The organism is Dokdonia sp. Hel_I_63 (genome assembly GCF_007827285.1).
GTDB lineage: Bacteria > Bacteroidota > Bacteroidia > Flavobacteriales > Flavobacteriaceae > Dokdonia.
Window position 1 is genome coordinate 3,268,299 of the sequence record NZ_VISD01000001.1, and the last position, 23,075, is coordinate 3,291,373.

General features: G+C 37.5%; 22 protein-coding genes. 4 read left to right on the top strand and 18 right to left on the bottom strand.

Features of this window, described 5'->3' with window-relative positions; all coding sequences use genetic code 11:
• Positions 1-3 precede the first annotated feature (3 nt).
• The gene (locus JM84_RS14425) at positions 4-1,167 is read left to right on the top strand and encodes an ATP-grasp domain-containing protein (RefSeq protein ID WP_144784924.1); all 1,164 of its coding nucleotides are present in this window, start codon (positions 4-6) and stop codon (positions 1,165-1,167) included.
• A gap of 116 nt (positions 1,168-1,283) precedes the next feature.
• The gene (locus JM84_RS14430) at positions 1,284-2,354 is read left to right on the top strand and encodes an L-dopachrome tautomerase-related protein (RefSeq protein WP_144784926.1); all 1,071 of its coding nucleotides are present in this window, start codon (positions 1,284-1,286) and stop codon (positions 2,352-2,354) included.
• An 85-nt stretch (positions 2,355-2,439) separates the two neighbouring features.
• Here the strand turns inward: JM84_RS14430 and asnB are convergent, their stop codons facing one another.
• On the bottom strand, positions 2,440-4,107 hold the full coding sequence (asnB, locus tag JM84_RS14435; RefSeq protein ID WP_144784928.1) for an asparagine synthase B: 1,668 nt from the start codon (positions 4,105-4,107) through the stop codon (positions 2,440-2,442).
• A gap of 257 nt (positions 4,108-4,364) precedes the next feature.
• Here asnB and JM84_RS14440 point away from each other — a divergent pair, with 257 nt between their 5' ends.
• Positions 4,365-4,901 (top strand): DUF2911 domain-containing protein, encoded by a 537-nt coding sequence (locus JM84_RS14440; protein ID WP_013751294.1) that lies wholly within the window; start codon positions 4,365-4,367, stop codon positions 4,899-4,901.
• A gap of 92 nt (positions 4,902-4,993) precedes the next feature.
• Here JM84_RS14440 and JM84_RS14445 read toward each other — a convergent pair whose 3' ends face one another.
• From JM84_RS14445 to JM84_RS14510, 14 genes are all read right to left on the bottom strand, one after another.
• On the bottom strand, positions 4,994-5,524 hold the full coding sequence (locus JM84_RS14445) for a hypothetical protein (protein ID WP_144784930.1): 531 nt from the start codon (positions 5,522-5,524) through the stop codon (positions 4,994-4,996).
• Positions 5,525-5,529: 5 nt separating this feature from the next.
• Positions 5,530-6,789: an asparagine synthetase B gene (locus tag JM84_RS14450; RefSeq protein ID WP_144784932.1), complete on the bottom strand. Its 1,260-nt coding sequence runs from the start codon at positions 6,787-6,789 to the stop codon at positions 5,530-5,532.
• A 93-nt stretch (positions 6,790-6,882) separates the two neighbouring features.
• The gene (locus JM84_RS14455) at positions 6,883-8,625 is read right to left on the bottom strand and encodes an alkaline phosphatase D family protein (protein WP_144784934.1); all 1,743 of its coding nucleotides are present in this window, start codon (positions 8,623-8,625) and stop codon (positions 6,883-6,885) included.
• A 398-nt stretch (positions 8,626-9,023) separates the two neighbouring features.
• A complete protein-coding gene (gene dnaB / locus JM84_RS14460) occupies positions 9,024-10,580 on the bottom strand; it encodes a replicative DNA helicase (RefSeq protein WP_013751290.1) in 1,557 nt (518 codons plus the stop codon).
• Between the two features lie 167 nt (positions 10,581-10,747).
• The gene (locus JM84_RS14465) at positions 10,748-11,701 is read right to left on the bottom strand and encodes an acetyl-CoA carboxylase carboxyltransferase subunit alpha (RefSeq protein WP_013751289.1); all 954 of its coding nucleotides are present in this window, start codon (positions 11,699-11,701) and stop codon (positions 10,748-10,750) included.
• Between the two features lie 80 nt (positions 11,702-11,781).
• The gene (locus JM84_RS14470) at positions 11,782-12,687 is read right to left on the bottom strand and encodes a DMT family transporter (RefSeq protein ID WP_144784936.1); all 906 of its coding nucleotides are present in this window, start codon (positions 12,685-12,687) and stop codon (positions 11,782-11,784) included.
• Positions 12,674-13,750 (bottom strand): LptF/LptG family permease, encoded by a 1,077-nt coding sequence (locus tag JM84_RS14475; protein ID WP_013751287.1) that lies wholly within the window; start codon positions 13,748-13,750, stop codon positions 12,674-12,676. Before JM84_RS14475 ends, JM84_RS14470 begins: the two co-directional genes overlap by 14 nt.
• The gene (tgt, locus tag JM84_RS14480) at positions 13,751-14,881 is read right to left on the bottom strand and encodes a tRNA guanosine(34) transglycosylase Tgt (RefSeq protein ID WP_144784938.1); all 1,131 of its coding nucleotides are present in this window, start codon (positions 14,879-14,881) and stop codon (positions 13,751-13,753) included.
• A gap of 78 nt (positions 14,882-14,959) precedes the next feature.
• The gene (locus tag JM84_RS14485) at positions 14,960-16,195 is read right to left on the bottom strand and encodes an Nramp family divalent metal transporter (RefSeq protein ID WP_144784940.1); all 1,236 of its coding nucleotides are present in this window, start codon (positions 16,193-16,195) and stop codon (positions 14,960-14,962) included.
• Positions 16,192-16,761: an RNA polymerase sigma factor gene (locus JM84_RS14490; protein ID WP_144784942.1), complete on the bottom strand. Its 570-nt coding sequence runs from the start codon at positions 16,759-16,761 to the stop codon at positions 16,192-16,194. The genes JM84_RS14485 and JM84_RS14490 overlap by 4 nt, the downstream gene beginning before the upstream one ends.
• Positions 16,752-17,867 carry a glycosyltransferase gene (locus JM84_RS14495; RefSeq protein WP_144784944.1) on the bottom strand — a complete coding sequence of 372 codons (1,116 nt, stop codon included), beginning with the start codon at positions 17,865-17,867 and terminating at the stop codon, positions 16,752-16,754. The genes JM84_RS14490 and JM84_RS14495 overlap by 10 nt, the downstream gene beginning before the upstream one ends.
• Before the next feature lie 12 nt (positions 17,868-17,879).
• Positions 17,880-18,077 carry a hypothetical protein gene (locus tag JM84_RS14500; protein WP_013751282.1) on the bottom strand — a complete coding sequence of 66 codons (198 nt, stop codon included), beginning with the start codon at positions 18,075-18,077 and terminating at the stop codon, positions 17,880-17,882.
• 69 nt (positions 18,078-18,146) lie between these two features.
• The gene (locus JM84_RS14505) at positions 18,147-18,914 is read right to left on the bottom strand and encodes an anti-sigma factor domain-containing protein (protein ID WP_013751281.1); all 768 of its coding nucleotides are present in this window, start codon (positions 18,912-18,914) and stop codon (positions 18,147-18,149) included.
• Complete coding sequence (locus tag JM84_RS14510) at positions 18,911-19,465, bottom strand: RNA polymerase sigma factor (RefSeq protein ID WP_013751280.1); 555 nt, start codon at positions 19,463-19,465, stop codon at positions 18,911-18,913. The genes JM84_RS14505 and JM84_RS14510 overlap by 4 nt, the downstream gene beginning before the upstream one ends.
• 123 nt (positions 19,466-19,588) lie before the next feature.
• Between JM84_RS14510 and JM84_RS14515 the strand changes: the two genes are divergently transcribed.
• Positions 19,589-20,101, top strand: a complete 513-nt coding sequence (locus tag JM84_RS14515) for a fasciclin domain-containing protein (protein ID WP_144784946.1) — start codon at positions 19,589-19,591, stop codon at positions 20,099-20,101.
• Positions 20,102-20,269: 168 nt separating this feature from the next.
• Here JM84_RS14515 and murB read toward each other — a convergent pair whose 3' ends face one another.
• The 3 genes from murB to JM84_RS14530 all read right to left on the bottom strand — a co-directional run bounded on the left by murB (position 20,270) and on the right by JM84_RS14530 (position 23,002).
• Positions 20,270-21,289 (bottom strand): UDP-N-acetylmuramate dehydrogenase, encoded by a 1,020-nt coding sequence (gene murB / locus JM84_RS14520; RefSeq protein WP_144784948.1) that lies wholly within the window; start codon positions 21,287-21,289, stop codon positions 20,270-20,272.
• The gene (locus tag JM84_RS14525) at positions 21,289-22,479 is read right to left on the bottom strand and encodes a pyridoxal phosphate-dependent aminotransferase (protein ID WP_041295873.1); all 1,191 of its coding nucleotides are present in this window, start codon (positions 22,477-22,479) and stop codon (positions 21,289-21,291) included. Before JM84_RS14525 ends, murB begins: the two co-directional genes overlap by 1 nt.
• Positions 22,480-22,615: 136 nt before the next feature.
• A complete protein-coding gene (locus JM84_RS14530; RefSeq protein WP_041295666.1) occupies positions 22,616-23,002 on the bottom strand; it encodes a DUF1573 domain-containing protein in 387 nt (128 codons plus the stop codon).
• Positions 23,003-23,075 lie beyond the last annotated feature (73 nt).

Genomic DNA, 23,075 nt, shown 5'->3' on the forward strand with positions numbered 1-23,075 from the left:
ATTATGTTTTTAATAGATAAGCCATTTGCTTCAGATTTTCTTATTGCAACTATAAAGGAAAATAACTACCCCATTATTGCAACTCCAGTTGCGATGTCTATCATACAAGATGACACACTTAACTGGATAGAAGAGCAGGATGCTATAACTATCTATAACGATAATCCAGAGACAACGCTATACTCAAATTCAGAAAATGCGCTGGTATGGATAGAACAGCACCTAGGAGATAGCCAGCTTGCTCGACAAATAAATATTTTAAAGGACAAAGTCCAGTTTAGAGAGCTTACTAAAAGCTTGTTTCCAGACTTTTATTTCCAAAAGCTTTCTCTAACTGATGTGCATCTTCTAGATGCCGAAACATTGAAATTTCCTTTTGTTATAAAACCTAGCGTTGGCTTTTTCAGTATAGGTGTTCATATCATTCAAGATCGAAACGATTGGGAAAAGGCAAAGAAAGAGCTACACCCAGAGAAGCTCAAAAGCATCTTTCCAAAAAACGTACTGGACACCACATATTTCATTATTGAAGAATTTATTCAAGGAGAAGAATTTGCAATAGATTACTATCACAATGCAAACGGTGAGGTTGTTATTTTAAACATTTTACACCATCTATTTTCTTCTGGAAAGGACACTAGCGATCGGGTTTATAGCACCTCAAAAGAGATTATCACCACGCATAGTGCTGCCATACATGAATTCTTAAGTGCATTAGGACAAGAGTTGCAACTCAAGAATTTTCCTGCGCATGCAGAGATACGCATAGATGCTTCTGGAAAAATCACTCCTATTGAGGTTAATCCGTTGCGTTTTGGAGGATTTTGCACTACGGGTGACTCACTTGGCGTTACTGTAGATTTTAATTCTTATGTATGCTTTCGCGAAAGCAAAAAACCTAACTGGGACCACATATTTAAAGGCAAGGAAGATAAAGTCTTTAGCATTATTATACTAGATAATAGCACAGGCATCCCTGCCGAAGATATCAAAAGTTTTGACTACAAAAAGATAGCTACAATGTTTGAAAAATCAGTATTAGTAAGGCCACTAGATATACATAGCTATCCCGTATTTGGATTTATTTTTACAGAGACAAGCCCTGGTAATGAGCGTGAACTCACAGATATCTTAATTTCTGATTTAAAAGAATACGTTACTACATAACCTCAACAACATTTTTGAATTTTATAATAAGCCTAACACTTTCTATTCGCTAGGAGTGTATAGCCGTACTATCTTTGCAAGGTTAAAGAAGTACCATACATTATAAAACTCACGTCATGAATAAAACGATATTATCGCTGCTTGTTATATTTTTTATTATAAGCTGCAAGAACGCTACAGAAACAAAAGAAGTAGAAGACACCCAAGAAAGCCCTGTAATTACTGAAGTAGCTTCTTTTACAGGACAACAGGTTACAGGTGTAACGGTGAGTAATGAGGGAAGAATATTTGCTAATTTCCCAAGATGGAGAAAAAGTGTAGAAAACTCTGTAGTTGAAGTATTAGAAAATAATGAATCGGCTGCATTCCCTAATGAACAGTGGAATACATGGGAAGATGGAAAAGAAGTCAATGATTCGCTTTTTGTAGCGGTACAATCTGTAGTCGCTTTCAATAATGACTTATATGTAGTTGATACTCGTAATCCACTATTTGGCGGAGTGATTGATAACCCTAAAATCTTTGTATTTGACTTAACGACAAACTCATTAAAACGCATCTACACTATTACAGAAAGCAGCATCCATAAAGACTCATACATAAACGATGTGCGTATAGATGCAAAAAACAATAAAGCTTACTTTACAGACTCTGGACATGCAGGACTTGTAGTTTTAGATCTTGAGTCTGGCGAATCCAAAAGAGTCTTAAATGAGCACACCTCAACACTAGCTGAAGTAAGCCAGCTTACATTTCCTGATGGCAGTACTTGGGAGAACAAAGTACATTCTGATGGTATTGCATTAGATGTAAATAGTGACATTTTATATTACCACGCACTGAGCGGTTATAGCTTATATGCTATCCCAACAGCAACACTTATTAATGGCACACAAGAAGAAATTGAAAATAGCGTGTCTCTAGTTAAAAAAACGAGCGCACCAGATGGGATGATACTTGATGATGCTGGTAACCTATACTTCGCCGACTTAGAGAATAATAAGGTGATGAAAATGGATACTAACACTAAAGAAATTTCTACACTTGTTGAAGGTGACCAAGTGCGCTGGGCAGATACCTTTAGTATTTACAAAGGCGATTTATATTACACCAACTCTAGAATAAATGAAATTACAGGTCCTCTAGGAGAAATGAAATTTACTATTAATAAAGTGAGTATTGATTAAATAAAAGCCTTTCAATTTCACGCATTAAAAAACCGCTTTATCCTTTAAGATAAAGCGGTTTTTCTATGTAACAATTTACATATTCTTAATAAGCATCATCATGTACAAAAGCTACCGCTCTACCTGATGGATCATTCATATTTTTAAAAGCTTCATCCCATTCTAGTGCTGTAGGCGTACTACAAGCTACACTTGGCACAGAAGGCACACAGCGTGCTGCAGCATCACTCGGGAAGTGCTCTTCAAAAATGGTACGGTAGTAAAACTCTTCTTTATTTTGAGGCGTATGGATAGGGAATCTATGATGGGCATTTTCCATTTGAGTTGCACTCACGGCTTCATCTACTACGTCCTTAAGACTATCAATCCATGAGTAGCCTACACCGTCTGAGAACTGCTCTTTCTGTCTCCAAGCTACACTTTCTGGTAAATACTTTTCAAAAGCCTTACGCAAGATCCATTTTTCCATCTTACGCTCCTTAGTAATCATTTTATCTTGAGGATTAAGACGCATAGCGACATCCATAAATTCTTTATCTAAGAAAGGCACACGCCCTTCTATTCCCCAGGCTGCAAGTGATTTATTTGCACGTAGACAGTCATACATGTGTAACTTATCTAGTTTACGCACAGTCTCCTCATGAAACTCTTTTGCATTTGGTGCTTTATGGAAGTATAAATATCCTCCAAAAATCTCATCTGCTCCTTCTCCTGAGAGCACCATTTTTACTCCCATAGATTTAATCACACGTGCCATTAAGTACATAGGCGTACTCGCTCTTATCGTAGTGATATCATATGTTTCTAGGTGATAGATTACATCACGTATAGCATCTAGTCCTTCTTGTATCGTAAACTCAATAGGGTGATGTACTGTCCCTATATGATCTGCTACCACCTGAGCAGCTGCTAGATCTGGAGAACCCTTGAGTCCTATACTAAAAGAGTGCAGCTGTGGCCACCATGCAGCTTGCTCATCACCAGATTCTATACGCTTTTCTGCATATAGCTTTGCAACTGCACTGGTGATTGAAGAATCTAAACCTCCAGAAAGTAATACCCCATAAGGCACATCACTCATAAGTTGGCGTTTTATAGATGCCGCAAGTGCATCGTGTAACTCTTCTATACTTGACTCGTTATCTTTTACGTTATCATATTCCATCCAATCACGAGAGTACCAGCGTGTGAGCTCTCCTGTTACACTAGAGTAATAATGTCCTGGAGGAAATAATTCTATCTTAGAACAAACACCTTCTAGTGCCTTTAACTCAGAAGCTACATAAAAAGTCCCGTGCTGATCCCATCCCATGTATAGCGGAATAATTCCCATGTGATCACGGGCTACAAAATATTCATCTTTGGCTACGTCATATAGTGCAAAGCCAAAAATCCCGTTGAGCTTGTCACAAAAGTCATGACCGTGTTCTTTATATAACGCGAGAATTACCTCACAATCTGATGCCGTTTGAAACTCGTAATCACTCGTTAGGGTTTCACGAAGTTCTTTATGGTTATATATCTCTCCATTTGCTGCGAGCACAAGACTCTTATCTTTTGAAAATAACGGTTGTTTCCCAGAAGCTGGATCTACTATAGACAGACGTTCGTGTGTCATGATGGCATTCTCATTATTAAAAACCCCATTCCAATCCGGCCCTCTGTGGCGGATTTTTTTTGACATTTCTAATAATTGAGGACGTAAATCTTCGGCTTTCTCCTTAAGATCAAAGGCGCATACAATTCCACACATGATTTTATATATTTATTGTTATTGATAAGGCAAATATGCAATTACACTTCCATTAATAAAACGAATAATACAAATACAGTAACATATTATAACTTTATTACACATAAACGTATTAATTTGAAGGTATACGCTTTCGCGAAAGCGTACTTCTAAAACATTTTGAAAGTTTTAGCACTTTTGTGAGACTTACAACATAACTTTGAAGGAGCCTTGAGAGCTATTTCAAGACTAATTAACTCTAAAACAATATTACTATTATGAAAAAGTTTTTTATGACTGCGGTGGTGGCACTAGCATTTGTTGCTGCACCATCTGTGAATGCACAAGATTTTAATGTAGATAAAAGCCCTATGGATCAAGCGGCTTTTCCATCTAATTACAAGGAATCAAATAAGCTAGTAAAAGTAACATATAGCCGTCCACAACTTAAGGAGCGTGAGCTTTCAAAACTTGCTCCAGACGGAAAAGTATGGAGACTAGGTGCAAATGAAGCAGCAGAGATTACTCTTTACAAGGACATGAAATTAGGTACGACACCAGTAAAAGCAGGTACATATACAATGTATGCAATGCCTAATGGCGCTGAGTGGACCATTATTTTAAGCTCTGACCTTAATGTATGGGGTTCTTACTTCTACAAAGAAGCAAATGATGTAGCTCGTATCACAGTACCGGTAACACAAGCAGATGATGCGATCGAGTATTTTGGTATGGAATTTATGCCAGTAGATCAAGGAGCTCACCTTCATATGGCATGGGGTAATGCTCGTGTAGAAGTACCTTTCTACAACTAGTCTTTAGATTTTATACAACATACAAAACCCGAATTTCTGTAATAGAAATTCGGGTTTTTCTTTTAGGTACAGTAGATGCAATATTGAGATTTCTAATCTTGAAAATCACCTTTTAGCCATTTTGCGACTTTAAGCTCCCACTGTACTTCTTTCATATGATCGATAGAGTGGTTAGTCTCTTTATCAAATAATTGCTGAGTAGCGATGCGCTCTTCCTCTACTTCTTTATAGAGCATTTTAATTTCTTCAAGACTATTTGAAGTAAACGTAAACGCGGCTACTTTATCTTCAAGCTTACGTGCATACACTTCTGTAATATCAAAATGTGTTTGCTCATGAGCCAGAAGATGCTTGCTCTTTTCTTGATGTCGCACCCATGAATACTCAGGATAAAAATGAGCAGTAACAGTTAAGCTCGCTTTATCTATATACCCCTCACCATTAGAAGCATATCCTTGACTGATACCTGTACTAGAACTCGCTGCCCAGCGTTCTAAAGAATCTGGTGTTCCTTTAAAATCTGACCATTGCAGTATACGCTGGCTATGCCAAGGAAGTCGTTCTGGAGCATCAGAGACAGATACAAAGGCTATTGCAAATAATATGATAAATACTCTATTCAATGTTATTAGGTTTTTTGTTTCTTCTTGCGTGCTGCAGGAAACAGTACGTTATTTAAAATCAAACGATAACCAGGGGAGTTAGGATGCAGTTCTAACTCTGTCTTAGGATCACCTACTCTGTGCTGGTAATCTTCTGGATCGTGACCTCCATAAAAAGTAAAGAATCCTTTCCCTTTAATCCCATGAATATATCTCGCTTCACCATTAGTAAGGTTTTCACCCATTACTAACACATTAGACTTGATAGTCTCTGGATCATAACTGGTAGTCTGTCCCATAAAGCCTTTTACAAGTGCAGTATGATTTTGACAAAGCATCGTAGGAATAGGATCCCATTTTGCACTATAATCTTTTAAGGTAAAATAATCTGTTTGAAAAGGAATCTTACGCTTGCGCGTCATATCAATAGACGAAAACTCGTAGGTAGTAGGAGAACGCTCTAGGGTATAGTTTTTAAAAGCAAATGTTTTCTGGAAGTCTATTTTTGAAGTATATCCTGGTTCGCTAGGATCTCCGTCAAACATAGGTTCACAAATATCTACTCCCTCGGCAGAGAGGGCAATATCGAAGCTATCTGTTGCACTACACATGGCAAACATAAAGCCTCCACCCACAACATAGTCACGTATTTTAAGAGCTACATCGCCTTTCTCCTTAGATACTTTATCGTAACCTAATTTGGCAGCAAGTGCTTCGGCTGCTTTTTTCTCTTCTATATACCAAGGCGCGGCGCGGTAGGATCCATAAAATTTCCCAAACTGTCCTGTAAAATCTTCATGGTGTAGGTGCAACCAGTCGTATAAAATAAGCTGGTCACTCAACACTTCTGTATCGTAAATAGTAGTGTAAGGAATCTCTGCATAAGTAAGCACCATGGTCACGGCATCATCCCAAGGCACTTTACTGTCTGGTGTGTACACGGCAATTTTTGGCGCTTTTTCTAGCACTACAGCTTCCATATTTTGAGAAGGACTCGCTATCTCCGTAAGAATTTGTTCCGTTTGTGAGTCTGATAATACTTCATAAGAGACACCACGTATTGTACATTCGCGGCGTACCTCTTCGGTATCTGGCAGCAAGAAAGAGCCGCCTCTATAGTTAAGTAACCACTTTACTTTTTGGTTTTTATCAAGTGACCAGTAGGTAATTCCATATGCTTTAAGATGTTCCCTTTGAGTCTCTATATCCATAGGAATGAGGATATATGACGCTTTCGCGAAAGCGAAATTCAATATCAAAAAGGATAAAATAAGTAGTTTCTTCATTGTCAATTTTATAACGTTGAAATTACAAAAATCGTGCACAAAAAAAACCCTTATAATAATAAGGGTTCTAATCATTGATTTACTCTGGTTTAACTAAAAACTCTCAGAAAAACCTGTGTGTGCTATATAATTTGAAGAAGCAATCGTATCAATAAAAATCCAATCTGACTGCACTCCAGAACCACTTAAAGTTACTTTAAGATAGCCACGCTCAGTTGCATTAAAGTAATTAAGTCCATCTATAAGAATGGTCATTGCTTGTTGAAATCCTGTAATTGTCGCTGCATCACCTCCTAAAATACCTTCAAAACCAGGCGAACTAACAGAAGCTGTTGCAAGCTCCTTACCAACAGCAGTTCCATCTTGCAGGGTAAGATCATTATACCACGCATTATGTGTATCTCCCGCAAGAACAACCACATCTTTCCCCACAAAGCTATTCATTAACTCTTCTCGTTCTACTAAGTATCCATCCCAAGCATCAAGGTTATAAGGAATGGTATTAGACACACGTCCTATTTCTTGGGCAGTAAGCGCTGGATCATTTGCTTGTACACGTAGTTTAAGCGTTACCAGCTCGGTAAGCTGCGCTTGAAAAAAAGCCGTAGTTCCGGCAGACACCGATCCTGTTGCTCCTATTTCTCCTAGAATGGTTCCTATTGTAATGATAAGCTCTGCCGGTATAAACATTTTTCCCATAAGCACCTGCTGCCCTATTACTTGATACTTTGAAGAACTATTTGCTAGGGTACTCTGGAACCAGCTCTTTTGTTGTGCGCCTAACATACTACGGTTAGGATCTACTAGATCTTCGCCAAATGCAGTAAAATCAAAACTACCAGTACTCCCAAAATAGTTATTAAAATCTAGTTGCTTATCACGACCTATTAATCGAGTATCAAGCATAATTAAATCTGCAAGATCTCCTATCTTAAAACTTCTATATATGATATTTACATCATTTGTCATTGCTGGTAAATACTCGCTATATGCTTGGAGTGCTGCCTGCTTGCGAGTTTCAAAATCACCTTCGTTATCTTGATGATTTTGGGCTCCATCTTGATAAGTGTCATTTGTAATCTCGTGATCATCCCACACGGCAATAAACGGTTTTTTTTGATGTGCTAATTGTAGTCCAGCATCACTGCGATATTGACGATATCTCTGGCGATAATCATCAAGACTTACGATTTCATGATTAGGCTCGGGAACTCTGCCTAATGCAACTGTACTCTCATTTGTTCCATATTGATTCTCTCCATACTCGTAAATATAATCTCCCAAGTGGACTATGATATCTACGTCAGAATTTCCAAGTGCGTCATATACATTAAAAAGTCCGGCAGCATAGTTTGCACAAGACACCACTCCCATAGATACTGCATCAAGGCCACTCGATGGTAAAGTAATAGTCTCTCCTATTACAGAAATAGTGTTATCTTCTAGGTTTGCAAAGCGATAATATAATTTTTGACCTGCCTCCAGATCTTGTACCTCAACACTAACTGTAAAGTCACGGCTACTGTCTGTAATCACCTCACCACTTCTTACGATAGTATTAAAATTTATATCTGTACTTAATTCATAAGTAATCGTTGCTTGACTTGCTTCTGTAGTATAATGTGTCCAGATAATAACCTGATTACTAGTAGGGTCAAAACTTGCTACGCCAAGTTCAAAATTAGATGTCGTTAGGTTATCTGGTATGATCGCATTATTCAACGTTAGATCATCATCATTAGAACAGCTTATAAAGTTAGGAATCAATATTATACCGCCAGTAGCTAGCAATGTATTTCTTAGAAAAAGTCTCCTTTTATTAGATGGATTACTCATAAAAATATGTGTTTGATTTTGTGACACATAATTAAAGTTCATCCTTAAAGTCTGAGTTATTCTAAAGTTAAAGTAGTTTTATGAAACCAAGTGGTATGTTATTTTAACATTAGTATACTACTTCAAACGGTGTGGCTAGGTTAAGAATATAGACACACCTCATGTGCAATTCAACAGACTTGAAATAAGGGAGGAATCAAAAAATGTACATATTTTGTGCGGAGAAATAAATAGCACGATCATTTAGAAACCTGGAATTTGAGATACTTCCCTTGCGTTTATCTGCAACTCTAGTGTGATGATTTATAACGCTTTCGCGAAAGCGAAATTTAACGCAAGAAAACACGAAAGCCCCAATAGCAATACTTTTGAGGCTTTTTCTATAATTATATCATTTTCTAAAAAGGAACATCATCATCCTCATTCTCACTTGGGAGTCCTGGTGGTGGTCCACCAAAGGCATCATCTGCACTAGGTAGTGCATTAGGATTAAAAGTATCATCATTTGCGGCAGCATTCATACTACTTGCAAACTCGTATGGCGTAGAAAAGTCATCAAGGTTATCAAACTTACCTAAGTGACCAACGAACTTAAGACGTATGTTATCAAGACCACCGTTACGGTGCTTTGCTACAATAAACTCTCCTTGTCCTTCTGTTGGGCTGCGTTCATCATCATCCCATTCTTCAATTTTATAGTATTCTGGACGGTAGATAAAAGATACAATATCTGCATCCTGCTCGATCGCTCCAGATTCACGAAGGTCTGAAAGTAAAGGTCTTTTACTACCTCCACGCGTCTCCACCGCACGTGATAGCTGTGACAGCGCAATTACTGGTATAGAAAGTTCCTTTGCAAGTGCTTTGAGGTTACGAGAAATCATCGAGATTTCTTGCTCTCGGTTACCTCCACCCTTTTGAGAAGAACCACCCGTCATTAACTGCAGGTAATCAATCATTATTATTTTAATCCCAAACTGTGATGCGAGACGTCTTGCCTTTGCACGTAAGTCAAAAATAGAAAGCGATGGTGTATCATCAATAAATAAAGGAGCCTTCTCTAAGCTTTTTACTTTCACATTGAGCTGCTCCCATTCATGCTTCTCTAACTTTCCTGTTCTTAGTTTTTCTGAAGATAATCCCGTTTCTGACGAAATCAAACGAGTAATCAACTGTACAGAAGACATCTCCAGTGAGAAGAATGCTACTGGTATATTTTGATCTACCGCCATGTTACGAGCCATCGTAAGTGTCATCGCTGTTTTACCCATACCTGGACGAGCTGCAACGATAATTAAATCTGATGGTTGCCATCCAGAGGTAAGCTCATCTACTTTATGAAAACCAGTAGGAATACCTGATAATCCCTCTTGATTTGCTATCTCTTCAATTCGCTTTTTTGCTTGTATTACAAGGTTCTGAGCACTCTCAGAACTACGTTTTACGTTTCCTTGAGTTACTTCATACAATTTTGTTTCTGCAGTGTCTAAGAGGTCAAATACATCTGTAGTTTCATCATACGCCTCTTCAATAATTTCATTAGAAATTTTAATGAGTGAACGCTGTATAAACTTCTGTAAGATGATACGAGCGTGATACTCTATGTGGGCAGAAGAGGCTACTTTTTGAGTGAGTTGGATCAGGTAATAATCACCTCCAGCTACATCCAGCTTACCCATCTTCTTAAGTTGCTCAGAAACAGTTAATAAGTCGACTGGTTGCCCTTCTTCAAAGAGCACTCTTATCGCCTCAAAAATATGTCTATGCTGATCTTTATAAAAAACCTCTGGTGATAGGATGTCAATTACTTCATCTACACCTTTCTTGTCAATCATAAGCGCACCAAGCACAACAACCTCAAGATCAAGTGCTTGTGGTGGTATTTTTCCTTTTTCAAGGCTAATTACTTGACCTTTAGAAGTGTTATATGCTGGCTTCGGCTTAGTTTGTTCCATAGCTACGAAAGTAAATAAATAGTTATGCGAGATACGCTTTCGCGAAAGCGTAGTACTCACAGGTCATTAACAATTGAACTGTTAATAACTAGAAAATATTGTTAATAAGGGTAAAAAAATCCGCACTGGAAAAGCGCGGATTATGGCATCAAGTGAAAAAGGTCTTGTTAGCCTTTGAAGACTCCCATTTCTGAATATTTATTCATCCTTTGTTCCACGAGTTCTGTTGGTGATAAGTTCTTAAATTCGTCAAAAGCTTTTAATATTGATTCTTTTACAGTAAGAAAAGCCTCTGGACGGTTTGCATGCGCTCCGCCTAATGGTTCTTTTACAATCTCGTCTATAAGCTTCTGTTTTTTCATATCTGTAGCTGTAAGCTTTAAAGCCTCTGCTGCCTGTTCTTTGTACTCCCAGCTTCTCCATAAAATTGAAGAACATGACTCTGGTGAGATTACAGAATACCAAGTATTTTCAAGCATAAGAACTTTGTTACCTACACCTATTCCTAAGGCTCCACCACTTGCTCCTTCACCTATAATTATCACGATAATAGGCACTTTTAGACGTGTCATCTCAAGAATATTACGAGCAATAGCTTCTCCTTGTCCACGCTCTTCTGCTTCAAGACCTGGGTATGCTCCTGGTGTATCCACTATAGAAACTACAGGTACTCCAAATTTCTCGGCGCTTTTCATAAGACGTAACGCCTTACGGTAACCTTCTGGATTTGCCATACCGAAGTTACGGTACTGCCTTGTTTTTGTGTTATAACCCTTCTGCTGACCAATGAACATAAATGACTGATCACCTATCTTTCCTAGGCCACCTATCATTGCTTTGTCATCTTTTACATTACGATCTCCGTGAAGCTCTAAAAAAGTATCACCACAGATAGCGTTTATGTAATCTAAAGTATAAGGACGATTAGGGTGTCTTGATAATTGAACACGCTGCCATGCCGTTAGATTTTTATAAATATCCTTTTTAGTAGCAGCTAGTTTTTTTTCTATTTGCTTACAAGTCTGGGTAACGTCTACATCGCTCTCTTGGCCTATTAAGGCACATTTTTCCAGTTGCTCTTCAAGCTCTTTGATTGGTAATTCGAAATCTAAATATTCCATTCTCAAGGTTTTAAGACGCACAATGGCGCTTTACTTTCGGTTAGGTATAGTCAACAAATATAATGGTTTTCTTAAGAGACTCAAGCCTCTTTAACAGCCTTGAATTTTTTACTATTCTTAAGCACTCCATTTGCAATAACTACGGCGAGAATTACAAGCGCGCCATAGTAAAATTCTTTACTCATTTGCTCTGCATCTCCTAGCACTATAAATGCTAGTAAAATTCCATATACAGGTTCAAGATTGATGGTAAGCATGATCGTATAAGGACTTAAATGTTTCATAACTGCTACAGCTGCTATAAAAGCATAAGCCGTACACACAGAGGCTAATATACCAATGTATACCCAATCCATAGTAGGTAAGACAAAAAACTGTGCAGAAAAGAATGTGTCTGGCCTTGCAATTACGAGATAGGCTGTCACACACAGACTCCCGATGAGTAACTCGTAAAAGGATATTTTTGTAGGATGATGGTTTTCTATAAACTTCCAATTAATTAAGGTAAATACTGCCGACAAAAATGCAGAAAAGAGCGCTAGTAATATTCCCGTTTGATAGGCAGTTTCTACTTCAAAAATAACATATAGTGCGCCTACAACGATAGCTCCAAAAAGTAACTCATACCAGATTACTTTACGCTTATAAAATATAGGTTCGAGTAGGGCTGTAAAAAATGCGCCTGTACTCATCATTGCAAGTGTAATAGAGACATTAGATTCCTTAATTGCCCCAAAAAAGGTAAGCCAGTGCACAGCAATGACTAAACCTGCAATAGCAAAACCTACTAATGTTTTACGCGAAACTGCAAGAGAGACCCCTCGAATCTTTATGTACACAAATATGAAAATACTTGCTAGTCCCATTCTGAACCAAACTAAGGGCACAGCATCTATAGTTATAAGCGCTCCAAGTACTGCTGTAAATCCCCAAATAAATACTATGAGGTGAAAATGAAGGTATGCCTTAAGCTTATCGTTTTGCATTGCGAAGAAGATATACTGCGAGTATAGCAAAAAGTATATTAGGTGTCCAAACTGCAACTAAAGGCGGGAAATCTGATTGCTCTGCAAGCGTTCCAAAAACTTTATCAAAGAATATAAAAACAAAAGCAAGCACAATACCAAAAGCAAGATTAATCCCCATCCCTCCACGACGCTTCATGGCGCTTACAGCTACTGCAATAATTGTGAGAATATATGCAGCAACAGGTAAACTATAGCGTTTTTGCAAAGTCACTTCATAGCGACTTATATAAGAAGACCCTCTTGATTTTTCTTTTGCAATAAACTTTCTTAACTCTGGTGTACTTAAGGTCTCTGCTATGTACTCTACAGGGGTAAGGTCATCCATGTCAAAATTAAATACTGTATCTAATTTTGCCTTACTTTCTAAGATGTCACCATTTTCTGTAATCGTTCGCTTCTTAAAGCTGTTCAAGGTATATGTCGTATCCTCTTCGTTATATCGTATACGAATAGCGCTCATTTTGTAAGTCATTTTATTGCCTTCAAAATGTTCCCATGTAAAATTACGTCCTGTCTTCGTACGAGGTGTAAAACTGCTTACATAGATATAGTCTCCAGTGTCAATCTGCCTGTAGACATTCTGCGTTTCTCGATCTTTCTTATTCTTTTTTAAGTACTCAAAAATGAACTCGTTGTAGCCTTTGTTTGCCCGTGGAGCAAGATAAGTACCTAAAAAGAAAGCGCCCACACAGACTATGGTTGCCCCTATTAAATAAGGTCTTAAAAATCTATAAAATGACACTCCACTACTCAAGAAGGCAATGACCTCCGTATTGTTCGCCAGTTTTGAGGTAAACCATATTACCGATAAAAATAGAAATAAGGGGAAAAGTAGGTTTGCAAAGTATATTGTAAAATTAAGGTAATACAAAGCTACCTCTCCAAAAGGGGCTTCATTGGCTAAGATTTTATCAATCTTCTCTGCAAGATTTACAATAATACCTATGGGTATAAACAGCACAAGCATCGTGACAAAAGTCCCGATGTATCGCTTTACTATATACCAGTCTAGAATTTTCAATTATAAACGATTATCCATTTGTTTTACCATCATCTCTTTCCAAGTAACAAAGTCTCCTGCAATAATATGCTTGCGCGCTTCACGTACTAACCACATATAGAAACCTAAATTGTGGATGGTAGCAATTTGCATTCCTAACAACTCATGACATTTAAACAAGTGACGAAGATAGGCTTTACTATATTCTGTATCTACCCAAGTAAGGCCCATTTCGTCTATAGGAGAAAAGTCCTCTTCCCATTTAAGGTTTTTAATATTTATACTACCATAGGCAGTAAATAACATTCCGTTACGAGCATTTCTTGTAGGCATCACACAGTCAAACATATCTACACCTAACGCAATATTCTCTAAAATATTTATAGGAGTACCTACTCCCATTAAATATCTAGGTTTATCCTTGGGCAATATAGCAGTTACAACTTCTGTCATTCCATACATTTCTTCGGCTGGCTCTCCTACAGAAAGTCCGCCTATGGCGTTTCCAAAAGCACCCGCATTTGCAATATATTCGGCAGATTGTGCTCTTAGATCTTTATACGTACTTCCCTGTACAATAGGGAATAATGCTTGCTCATGACCATATAATGCAGGAATTTTATTAAAATGATTTATACAACGATCTAGCCATCTATGAGTCATGTGCATAGATCTCTTTGCATAACGATAATCACATGGATATGGTGTGCACTCATCAAATGCCATCATAATATCTGCACCTATCTGGCGCTGGATTTCCATCACATTTTCTGGTGTAAATAAGTGCATAGACCCATCAACGTGAGACTTAAAACGCACTCCTTCTTCCTTAATCTTACGTCTATTAGAAAGAGAGTATACTTGATACCCACCACTATCTGTAAGAATAGGTCGGTCCCAGTTCATGAACTTATGTAGTCCACCTGCCTTTTGCATGATATCCATTTTGGGACGCAAATACAGGTGATAAGTATTACCTAATATAATATCTGGATTAATATCTTCTCTAAGCTCGCGCTGGTGAACACCCTTTACAGATGCTACCGTTCCTACGGGCATAAAAATGGGAGTCTCAATGACACCGTGATCTGTAGTAAGTTTACCTGCTCTCGCTTGTGATGCAGGATCTGTTGTAAGTAAGTCAAATTGCATAAGAGGCAAAGATATAACTTAGATACAATTTAAAATGAAAGTTACAGTGTCATTTTAAAGGTTAAAAGTGTCTGCATATTAAATCAATGTAACAACATACCAAATACTGAAGCCTAACAAAGCAATTATGCTCACTATACTAAGAAAATTCATCCCTTTAGAGAGCCTCGCATCTGCAGGAATGCTTTCATCTCTCAATGATAAGTAGTTGCAAATGGCATAAAATGGAGCTGTTAGAAAAGATAAAATTGTCGCAAGTTTTACGAGAGCTCCCATCTCGCTTATTAAGAAAAATAATATCCCACAGGTTCCAAGAATTAAGATTATTAAATAAAATAAGTATCCTCGTTTTTTAAAACCAAAACCTAATAATGTAGTCGTAGCATCTAGCGCTCTAGGAGATGCATCTAATGTAGTAAGCGTGGTGCTAAACATTGTTGTAAATGCAGCAACACCAATAAGCAAGGTTGCCCAATCACCCAGACTTGCTGTATACATATTGATAAGCTGGCTAGCAAACACAACTCCCTTTTGAGAAAAAGTCTCTCCAGTACCAAACATAACTAATGCTCCTAAGGTCATGAAGCAGATACCTAATACAATTGCACCAGCATACCCAATATTAAAATCAAAAATTGAATTACGCATTGCGTCTTTACCTTTATCTCTTTTTTCTAGTGTCCATAATGAATGCCATATAGAAATATCAAGCGGCGCTGGCATCCACCCCATAAAGGCAATTAGAAATGCAACAGCCGCTCCTTCTGTTGGTATAATTTGGAGCAAATTTGCCGGAGTTCCCATTCCTTGGTTAGTTACGCTTTCGCGAAAAGCCAAAAAGACAGCCACCAGCGTACTCACAGTAAGTGCAATAATGATCATCTTCATTAGTTTATCTAGAATCCTATACTTACCTATGGCTAGTATTGCAGCACACAGTATTGTAATAGCGACACTCCATATGGCTACATCATTAGTAATTCCAAAAAGCTGAACAGCTATTCCTGCAGTTACAATAGTTACTGCTGTCTGAATAGTAAACATAGTAGCTAGTGTCAAAAAGAAATAAACCCACAAAACAGGCTTACCTAATTTCATATACCCAACTAGCAAACTGTTTCCAGTTGCTGAGGCATACCTAGGCCCAAACTGGAAGAATGGATATTTTATAATATTTACGAGAATCAAAGCCCACAGGAGACCAAAGCCAAAATCGGCGCCTGCTCTAGTGCTTTGCACAAGATGAGAAACCCCAATAGCCGCGCCAGCAAATAGTAATCCTGGTCCTAACTTTTTAAAGGGTATAGCTTTCAATTATCTTCTGTTTTAATTACGTCTGCGAGTAATCTGCGAGCACGTAGAAGCTTCACTTTTACATTACTCATAGGTTCTTCAAGCTGCTCTGCCATCTCTTTATAGCTCATTTCTTGAAAGTAACGCAAATTAATGATTTCTTGATAGTGAGGCTTTAAAGTCTTAATGTAAGCTAGTAATTCAGATAAATTCTGCTCTTTGATGAGTACATCTTCTGGAGAAGGGTTTAAGTCGGCAACTTTCTTTACTCGCTCGTCATCACGATCGGAAATATGAGATCTTATAGAAGACTCTTTTTTCCTAATAATATCAATGTGTATATTTTTTGATATCGTAATTAACCATGTGGCAAATCTATACTCTTCTTTATAACTGTCTATTTTTGAAAATGCTTTTGAAAACGTCTGGATGGTAATATCCTCTGCGTCATAAGCGTTTTTAGTTCGCTTGAGTTGGAAACCATATACCTCACTCCAAAAGGAATTAAGCAAGAAATTGAAAGCACTTTGCTTTCCTTCTTTTGCTCGGGATATTTCTAGAATAATTTTTTCGGGGGTTACTTCCACCGTGTAGGTTTTGTGAAAAGGTTACAGATAAAGATACTCATTTGTACACATACCAACGTAATCTCATAAATAGGATATAAATAAGTCAAATCTTTTTCTTGTAAACGCGCAGCGCTACAACCTACCGTAATCCATGCACATAAATAACGTACACCAATAATGAGCGCTACCCACTGCCAGTTAAACTGAGTTACAAGAAGGGCAATTGCTCCTACTAAGAACAAACACTGACTTATATAAAATAGCGCTAGCAATGATTTCTCTAAAAACTTATAGTGTACCGCAGTACTTATATGCCTGCGCTTTTGAGTTATCCAACTTGCAAAAGTTTTCTTAGGAGTAGAAATTGTAAATGATTCTGGAGAAAACTGTATCGCTGTATTCTTACGCGTGCTTGCCTCGTTTACAAACAGGTCGTCATCACCACTTTGAATTTTAATATGGTTGATAAATCCTTTTTGCTCATAAAAAACATCTGAAGTATACGCTAGGTTACGACCTACGCCCATATAAGGTCTACCCGCTTTTGCCCAACTAAAATATTGCAAAGCAGTTATCAAAGTTTCAAATCTTATAAGCTTATTAATCCAAGATCCTTTGATTTTCTCATAAGCTCCATAACCTAACACAATCTCCTTTTCTTCACTAAAGGAGGAAGCCATGTGCTGTAACCAGTGATTTGATGCGGGAACACAATCTGCATCTGTAAATAACATGTGCTTATGCTGTGCTCGTTTTATCCCAAGCGTAAGTGCGTATTTTTTATTACCCCAAAAAGTTTCATTATTTACCACATTTACTTGCTGCACATTCGTATTGGCTAGTTTAAATGCTTCCATTATATCTTCTGTATCATCAGAAGATGCATCATTAATTAAAATAACTTCAAATTCTGGATAGTCTTGAGATAGTATTTTTGGGATATTTTTTTGAAGATTTGCCGACTCGTTTTTGGCACAAATAATTACAGAAACTGAAGGAAGCGAACTTCTATTGGTGTTAGAAATTTTCGCGAAAGCAAATATCCAATAGAAAATGTAAAAAGTCACGTTAATAAACGTGACTCCTATAAATATATAAAATAGTAGTGTAAAAATGTGTTCCAATAGATAGAGGTCTTATTTCTCTACAGAACAATCACCCATTTCTTCGGGCATTTTACCGCACATACCACAAGCCTCACCGCTCTTATTAAGAAAAGGGCTTTGACTGGCACAGGTACCAGCAAACTTACCGTCTTTTTTTGCCCAGATTTTAATTGCAATACCTGCTACTGATAGTGCAAGAAGGGCTAATGTTATTAATAGTAACTCCATGACAAATATTTTGCACAAAGATACAGAAAGGCATTAGGAAGTAAAAGTTTTTTAAAAAAAGGAAAGTCCTTAGTTATTGTCAAAATTTATGATAGCAACTTCATTTGCTTGTGTTGCTTCTTTGCTACCGCCCTTAGGCTCAATTGTAATATTAATACTCGCCATACGCTCCTCATAAGGAATTTCTACAAGGTTGTCTTTTGTAACCTTAAGAATATCTAGAGGAACTAATGTCCCATCTACAGATGCCCACATCTGGTACACTTGCTCGTCTGGAAGCTCAGGCAACGTATTTACGTGTATGTATGAACGCTGCTCCAGCTCGTTAACATAAGCAACAGCCTCTAACCGCTGTGCACGCACATTACCTTGTAAAATATACTTCTGGGTTGATGTATTATTGAGAATCATAAATTGCTCCTCTACAGATTGTAACATCTCTCTGTTTGAAACAATATCATCATTTAAGTTTTCAAGTAGGTTTGATGTAAACCTCCTATCGTCTAGTAACTCTTGATTTTGGTTATAAATCATAATGGCAACTAGCCCAAAAAATGCTGCTATCATACATGCGGTAATTGCAAGAATAGGTAAAGCACGTTTAGGTTTAGTTCTTGCTACATTTACGATAGTAGAACGTAATTCCTCAGGAACTTTTACGGCATATGATACCGCGTAGTTCTCAAGGTTTTCTTGTAATTCTATATAAGTTTGCTTCACCTCAGGATACTTATCTATATAGTGCTCAGCTTCCTGAGACTCTATAGGCGATGTAGCTCCCATAAGGTAACGCTCTAATAAATCGCTCTCTAAAAATTGTGAAACTCTATCACTCATAACGTACTGATCATAAAAAATAATACTCCAAATAGTTTACGCATTTCTCGCAGGCCTATTTTTAACCTAGACTTTACGGTACCTAACGGTATGTTCAACTCTTCGCTTGCCTCTTGCTGGGTCATTCCTTGAAAAAACAAAGCATCAATTACAACTCTGTACTTATCTTCAAGTCCATTTGCGTGTTCTTGAATATCCATATGCTCTATTGCCAGCGAGGTAGACTGTAAATGATATACGTTTGAATCGTCCGTTTGGACTTCTTTATTCATTTTTCTTTTACGACTACGCACCTTGTCTATAGCCGTGTTTTGAACTACTCTAAAAAGCCAGGTAAACAGACGCGCTTTATCAGCATCATATTTATGTGCGTTTTTCCAAATTTTGACAAATGATTCTTGCAATACGTCTTGAGCAAGCTCCTCATCGTGGGTCACTTTAATCGCAACACCATACAGAGCATCTGCATAGTTGTCATATAATAACCCTATAGCACGCTCATCTCCAGCTTTAAGGAGTTCTACAATATGTTTTTCGACAAATGTCTTCAAAAAGTATGTTTTTCTTGAATTAACAAAATCTTAAGAATACAATTCCATCCTACACTTCAAGTTAGTGCGTATTATTAAGAAAGGAAAAGATTTTACTATAAACTCTGTAAACAACGTATTATTATGAAACCCAAAAATATAATTTTAATTGCAGTAATCTCATTCTTTTCTCTGAGCAGTTATGCACAATCGGACATCGCAGATATTATCTTACATTCTGAAAATCACACAACCTTTACTGCAGCAATAAAAGCAGCAAATCTTGTTTCTACCCTCAAAGAAAAAGGTCCATATACCATATTTGCCCCTACCAATGAAGCATTTGACAAACTTGAGCAAGGAAAACTACAATTCCTCCTACAGTCAGAAAATAAAGCTACACTATCTACTACGCTTACCTATCATATAATACCAGCCTATCTCACCGCAACTAATATTGTTAACCAAATAACAATAGGAGACGGAACCTTTAAAATGACAACTGTTGCTGGCAATATTCTCACAGCCTCTATTAAAGGTGGTGATGTACTACTCACAGACAGTTTAGGGAATACTGCAAAAATCATTGCTACAGATTTGAAAGGTTCTAACGGCATCACCCACGTGATTGACGGAGTATTGATGCCTAGAAATTAGAATTGCCTCAAGTCTAGTTTAGTTGAGAAAGCCCCATGCGAGTGGGGCTTTTTTTTTACGCTTTCGCGAAAAAGGGATAGACTACAAAACGTAGAAATAGAAAAAGAGCAGCCATTGAGCTGCTCTTTCTTTATTCGAGAACTACCTCTTATCTAATTTTTTTTGAGCTTAAATCACATTCACCTCTGGAACAATCTTTATCCCAAACATTTCATTAACGGCTGCTTGAATTTTGATAGCAACTCCCCAGACTTCTGCTCCAGTTGCACTCCCATGATTAACTAATACAAGCGCTTGCTTATCATGCACACCCGCATCTCCAAATCTTTTCCCTTTAAAACCAGCTTGCTCAATAAGCCATCCAGCAGGAACTTTAATTTGCTCATTACCTATCGGATAAAAAGGTATTTCGGTATGCTCTTTTCTGAGTTCGGTAAACTGAGCTTGAGAGATTACTGGGTTTTTAAAAAATGACCCGCTATTTCCTATCTTTTTAGGATCTGGCAACTTAGACTGGCGTATAGCAATCACAGCGTTTGAGATATCTACCAAGGTTGGGTTTGTTATTTCTTTCGCTTTAAGCGTGTCATAAATAGCACCGTACTCTGTATTTATTTTATGATTCCTTTTTGTGAGTTTAAAAGTGACCGAGGTTATTACATATTGATCCTTGAGCTCATTTTTAAAAATAGAATCTCTATATCCAAAAGCACAATCTTCAAGTGTAAAAACACGCTCTTGTTGTGTAGCTCTATGCACTGCCTCACATGAGTAAAAAGTATCTTTTAATTCTACTCCGTAAGCACCTATATTCTGGATAGGTGATGTTCCCACATTACCCGGAATAAGGGATAGATTTTCAACGCCTCCTAGGTTATTGTTTACACAGTACAATACAAACTCATGCCAGTTTTCTCCTCCAGCTACCTTAAGCAAGATTTCATCTTCAGTAAATGACTCATTTACCACTGCAATACTCTTAAGGTCACAATGAATCACTAGCCTATCGACATCTTGAGTGAGAAGCATATTACTCCCTCCACCTATTACAAAAGGATTGGGATATGCTTCATTTGCAAGCAATTCTTTTAAGCTATCAATAGAAGAAACGCTCGCAAAATAGCGAGCGTTTACATCTATACCAAAGGTATTATACTTCTTAAGCGATACGTTTTCTTGTACCTGCATTAATCTTGATATTGCTCTAATGCTACTTTAAGAATCTCTACAGCATCTTTTAAGTGGTTTTCTTCTAGAACATAAGCGATACGCACTTGGTTAAGACCTACGTTTTCACTACTGTAAAATCCAGCTGCTGGAGCTACCATTATTGTTCTTCCATCTAAGTCAAAAGACTCTAGTAACCACTGTGCAAAAGCATCTGCATTTTTTATTGGAAGCTCTGCAATACAGTAAAATGCTCCTTTAGGCTTTGCTACTTTTACTCCCGGTATAGCTTCTAGTCCCGCTACAAGAATATCTCTACGAGACACATACTCTTCAATCACATCGTCAAAATAACTTTGCGGAGTATCTAATGCTGCCTCAGATGCAATTTGTGCAAATGTAGGCGGACTTAAACGTGCTTGTGCAAACTTCATAGCAGTACTCATAAGTTCTTTATTACGACTTACAATACACCCTATACGAGCTCCACACATAGAAAAACGCTTTGATACAGAATCTATCATAATAGCATGATTATCTATATCTCGTTCTTTCATTACTGAGTGATGCTGGTGACCATCGTAGGCAAACTCACGATACACCTCGTCTGCTATAAGAAATAGATCGTGCTTTTTAACTAACTCTGCTAATTGACGTATTTCTTCTTGAGAATATAAATATCCCGTTGGGTTGCCAGGATTACAAATAACGATTGCCTTTGTCTTGTCAGATATCAATTTTTCAAAATCTGAAATAGGAGGTAATGCAAATCCCTCCTCTAGTGTAGATATAACAGGAACTACTGTCACACCACTCGCAGTTGCAAATCCATTATAGTTTGCATAAAAGGGTTCTGGAATAATAATTTCATCACCTGGGTCTGTTACACTTCCCATTGCAAATAGTAATGCTTCAGATCCTCCTGTAGAGATAATTATATCTTCAGAGGTAACATCAATACCATGATTACTGTAATAAGAAGCAAGTTTATCTCTGTAAGATTGAAATCCTGCACTATGGCTATAAGCCAGCACTTCTAGGTCATTATTTTTTACCGCATCAAGTGCTACTTTTGGTGTCTTAATATCTGGTTGACCAATGTTAAGTTGGTGAATTTTTATTCCTCGTGCTTTGGCCGCATCGGCAAATGGTACGAGTTTACGTATAGGTGATTGAGGCATTGCGAGCCCCTTCTTTGATATTGCTGGCATAATGTATTTTTCTTTATACAAAAATGCGGAATTTATTGGTGTTTTTAAAGCGTGTGCAAGGGTATTTTGCTTTCGCGAAAGCGCATAAAAAAAGACCGCCATTACGACAGTCTCTTTTGAATGTTATGCAAACAACCTATTGACCAGCTTCTGGTTTTACCGTCCCCTTAATTTTGAGACTTTGTGGCACTTCTGATGCATTAGAATAAACGGTTATTGTTCTTCTAATAGGACCTTCTCGATTAGTATCATATTTTACTTCTATCTCACCTTTCTCTCCTGGCTGGATAGGACTTTCTGGTTTCTTAGGTATTGTACATCCACAAGTAGAGTATACGCGAGCAACAATAAGCACGTCATTTCCAGTGTTTGTAAATGTAAATTTACGCACACCATCTGCTCCATATGCTATCTCGCCATAATCTATAACTTCTGAATCAAAGGTGATTTCAGCTTTTTTCTCTTGTGCTTGAACGCTCACTACTAAAAGCATAGCGACAAATAAAAATAGAACCTTTTTCATAATATTTAATGTTTGAGGGATTTCAAATGTAACTACAAATTGAACACCTGCCAAGAATGATATTAACATTAAC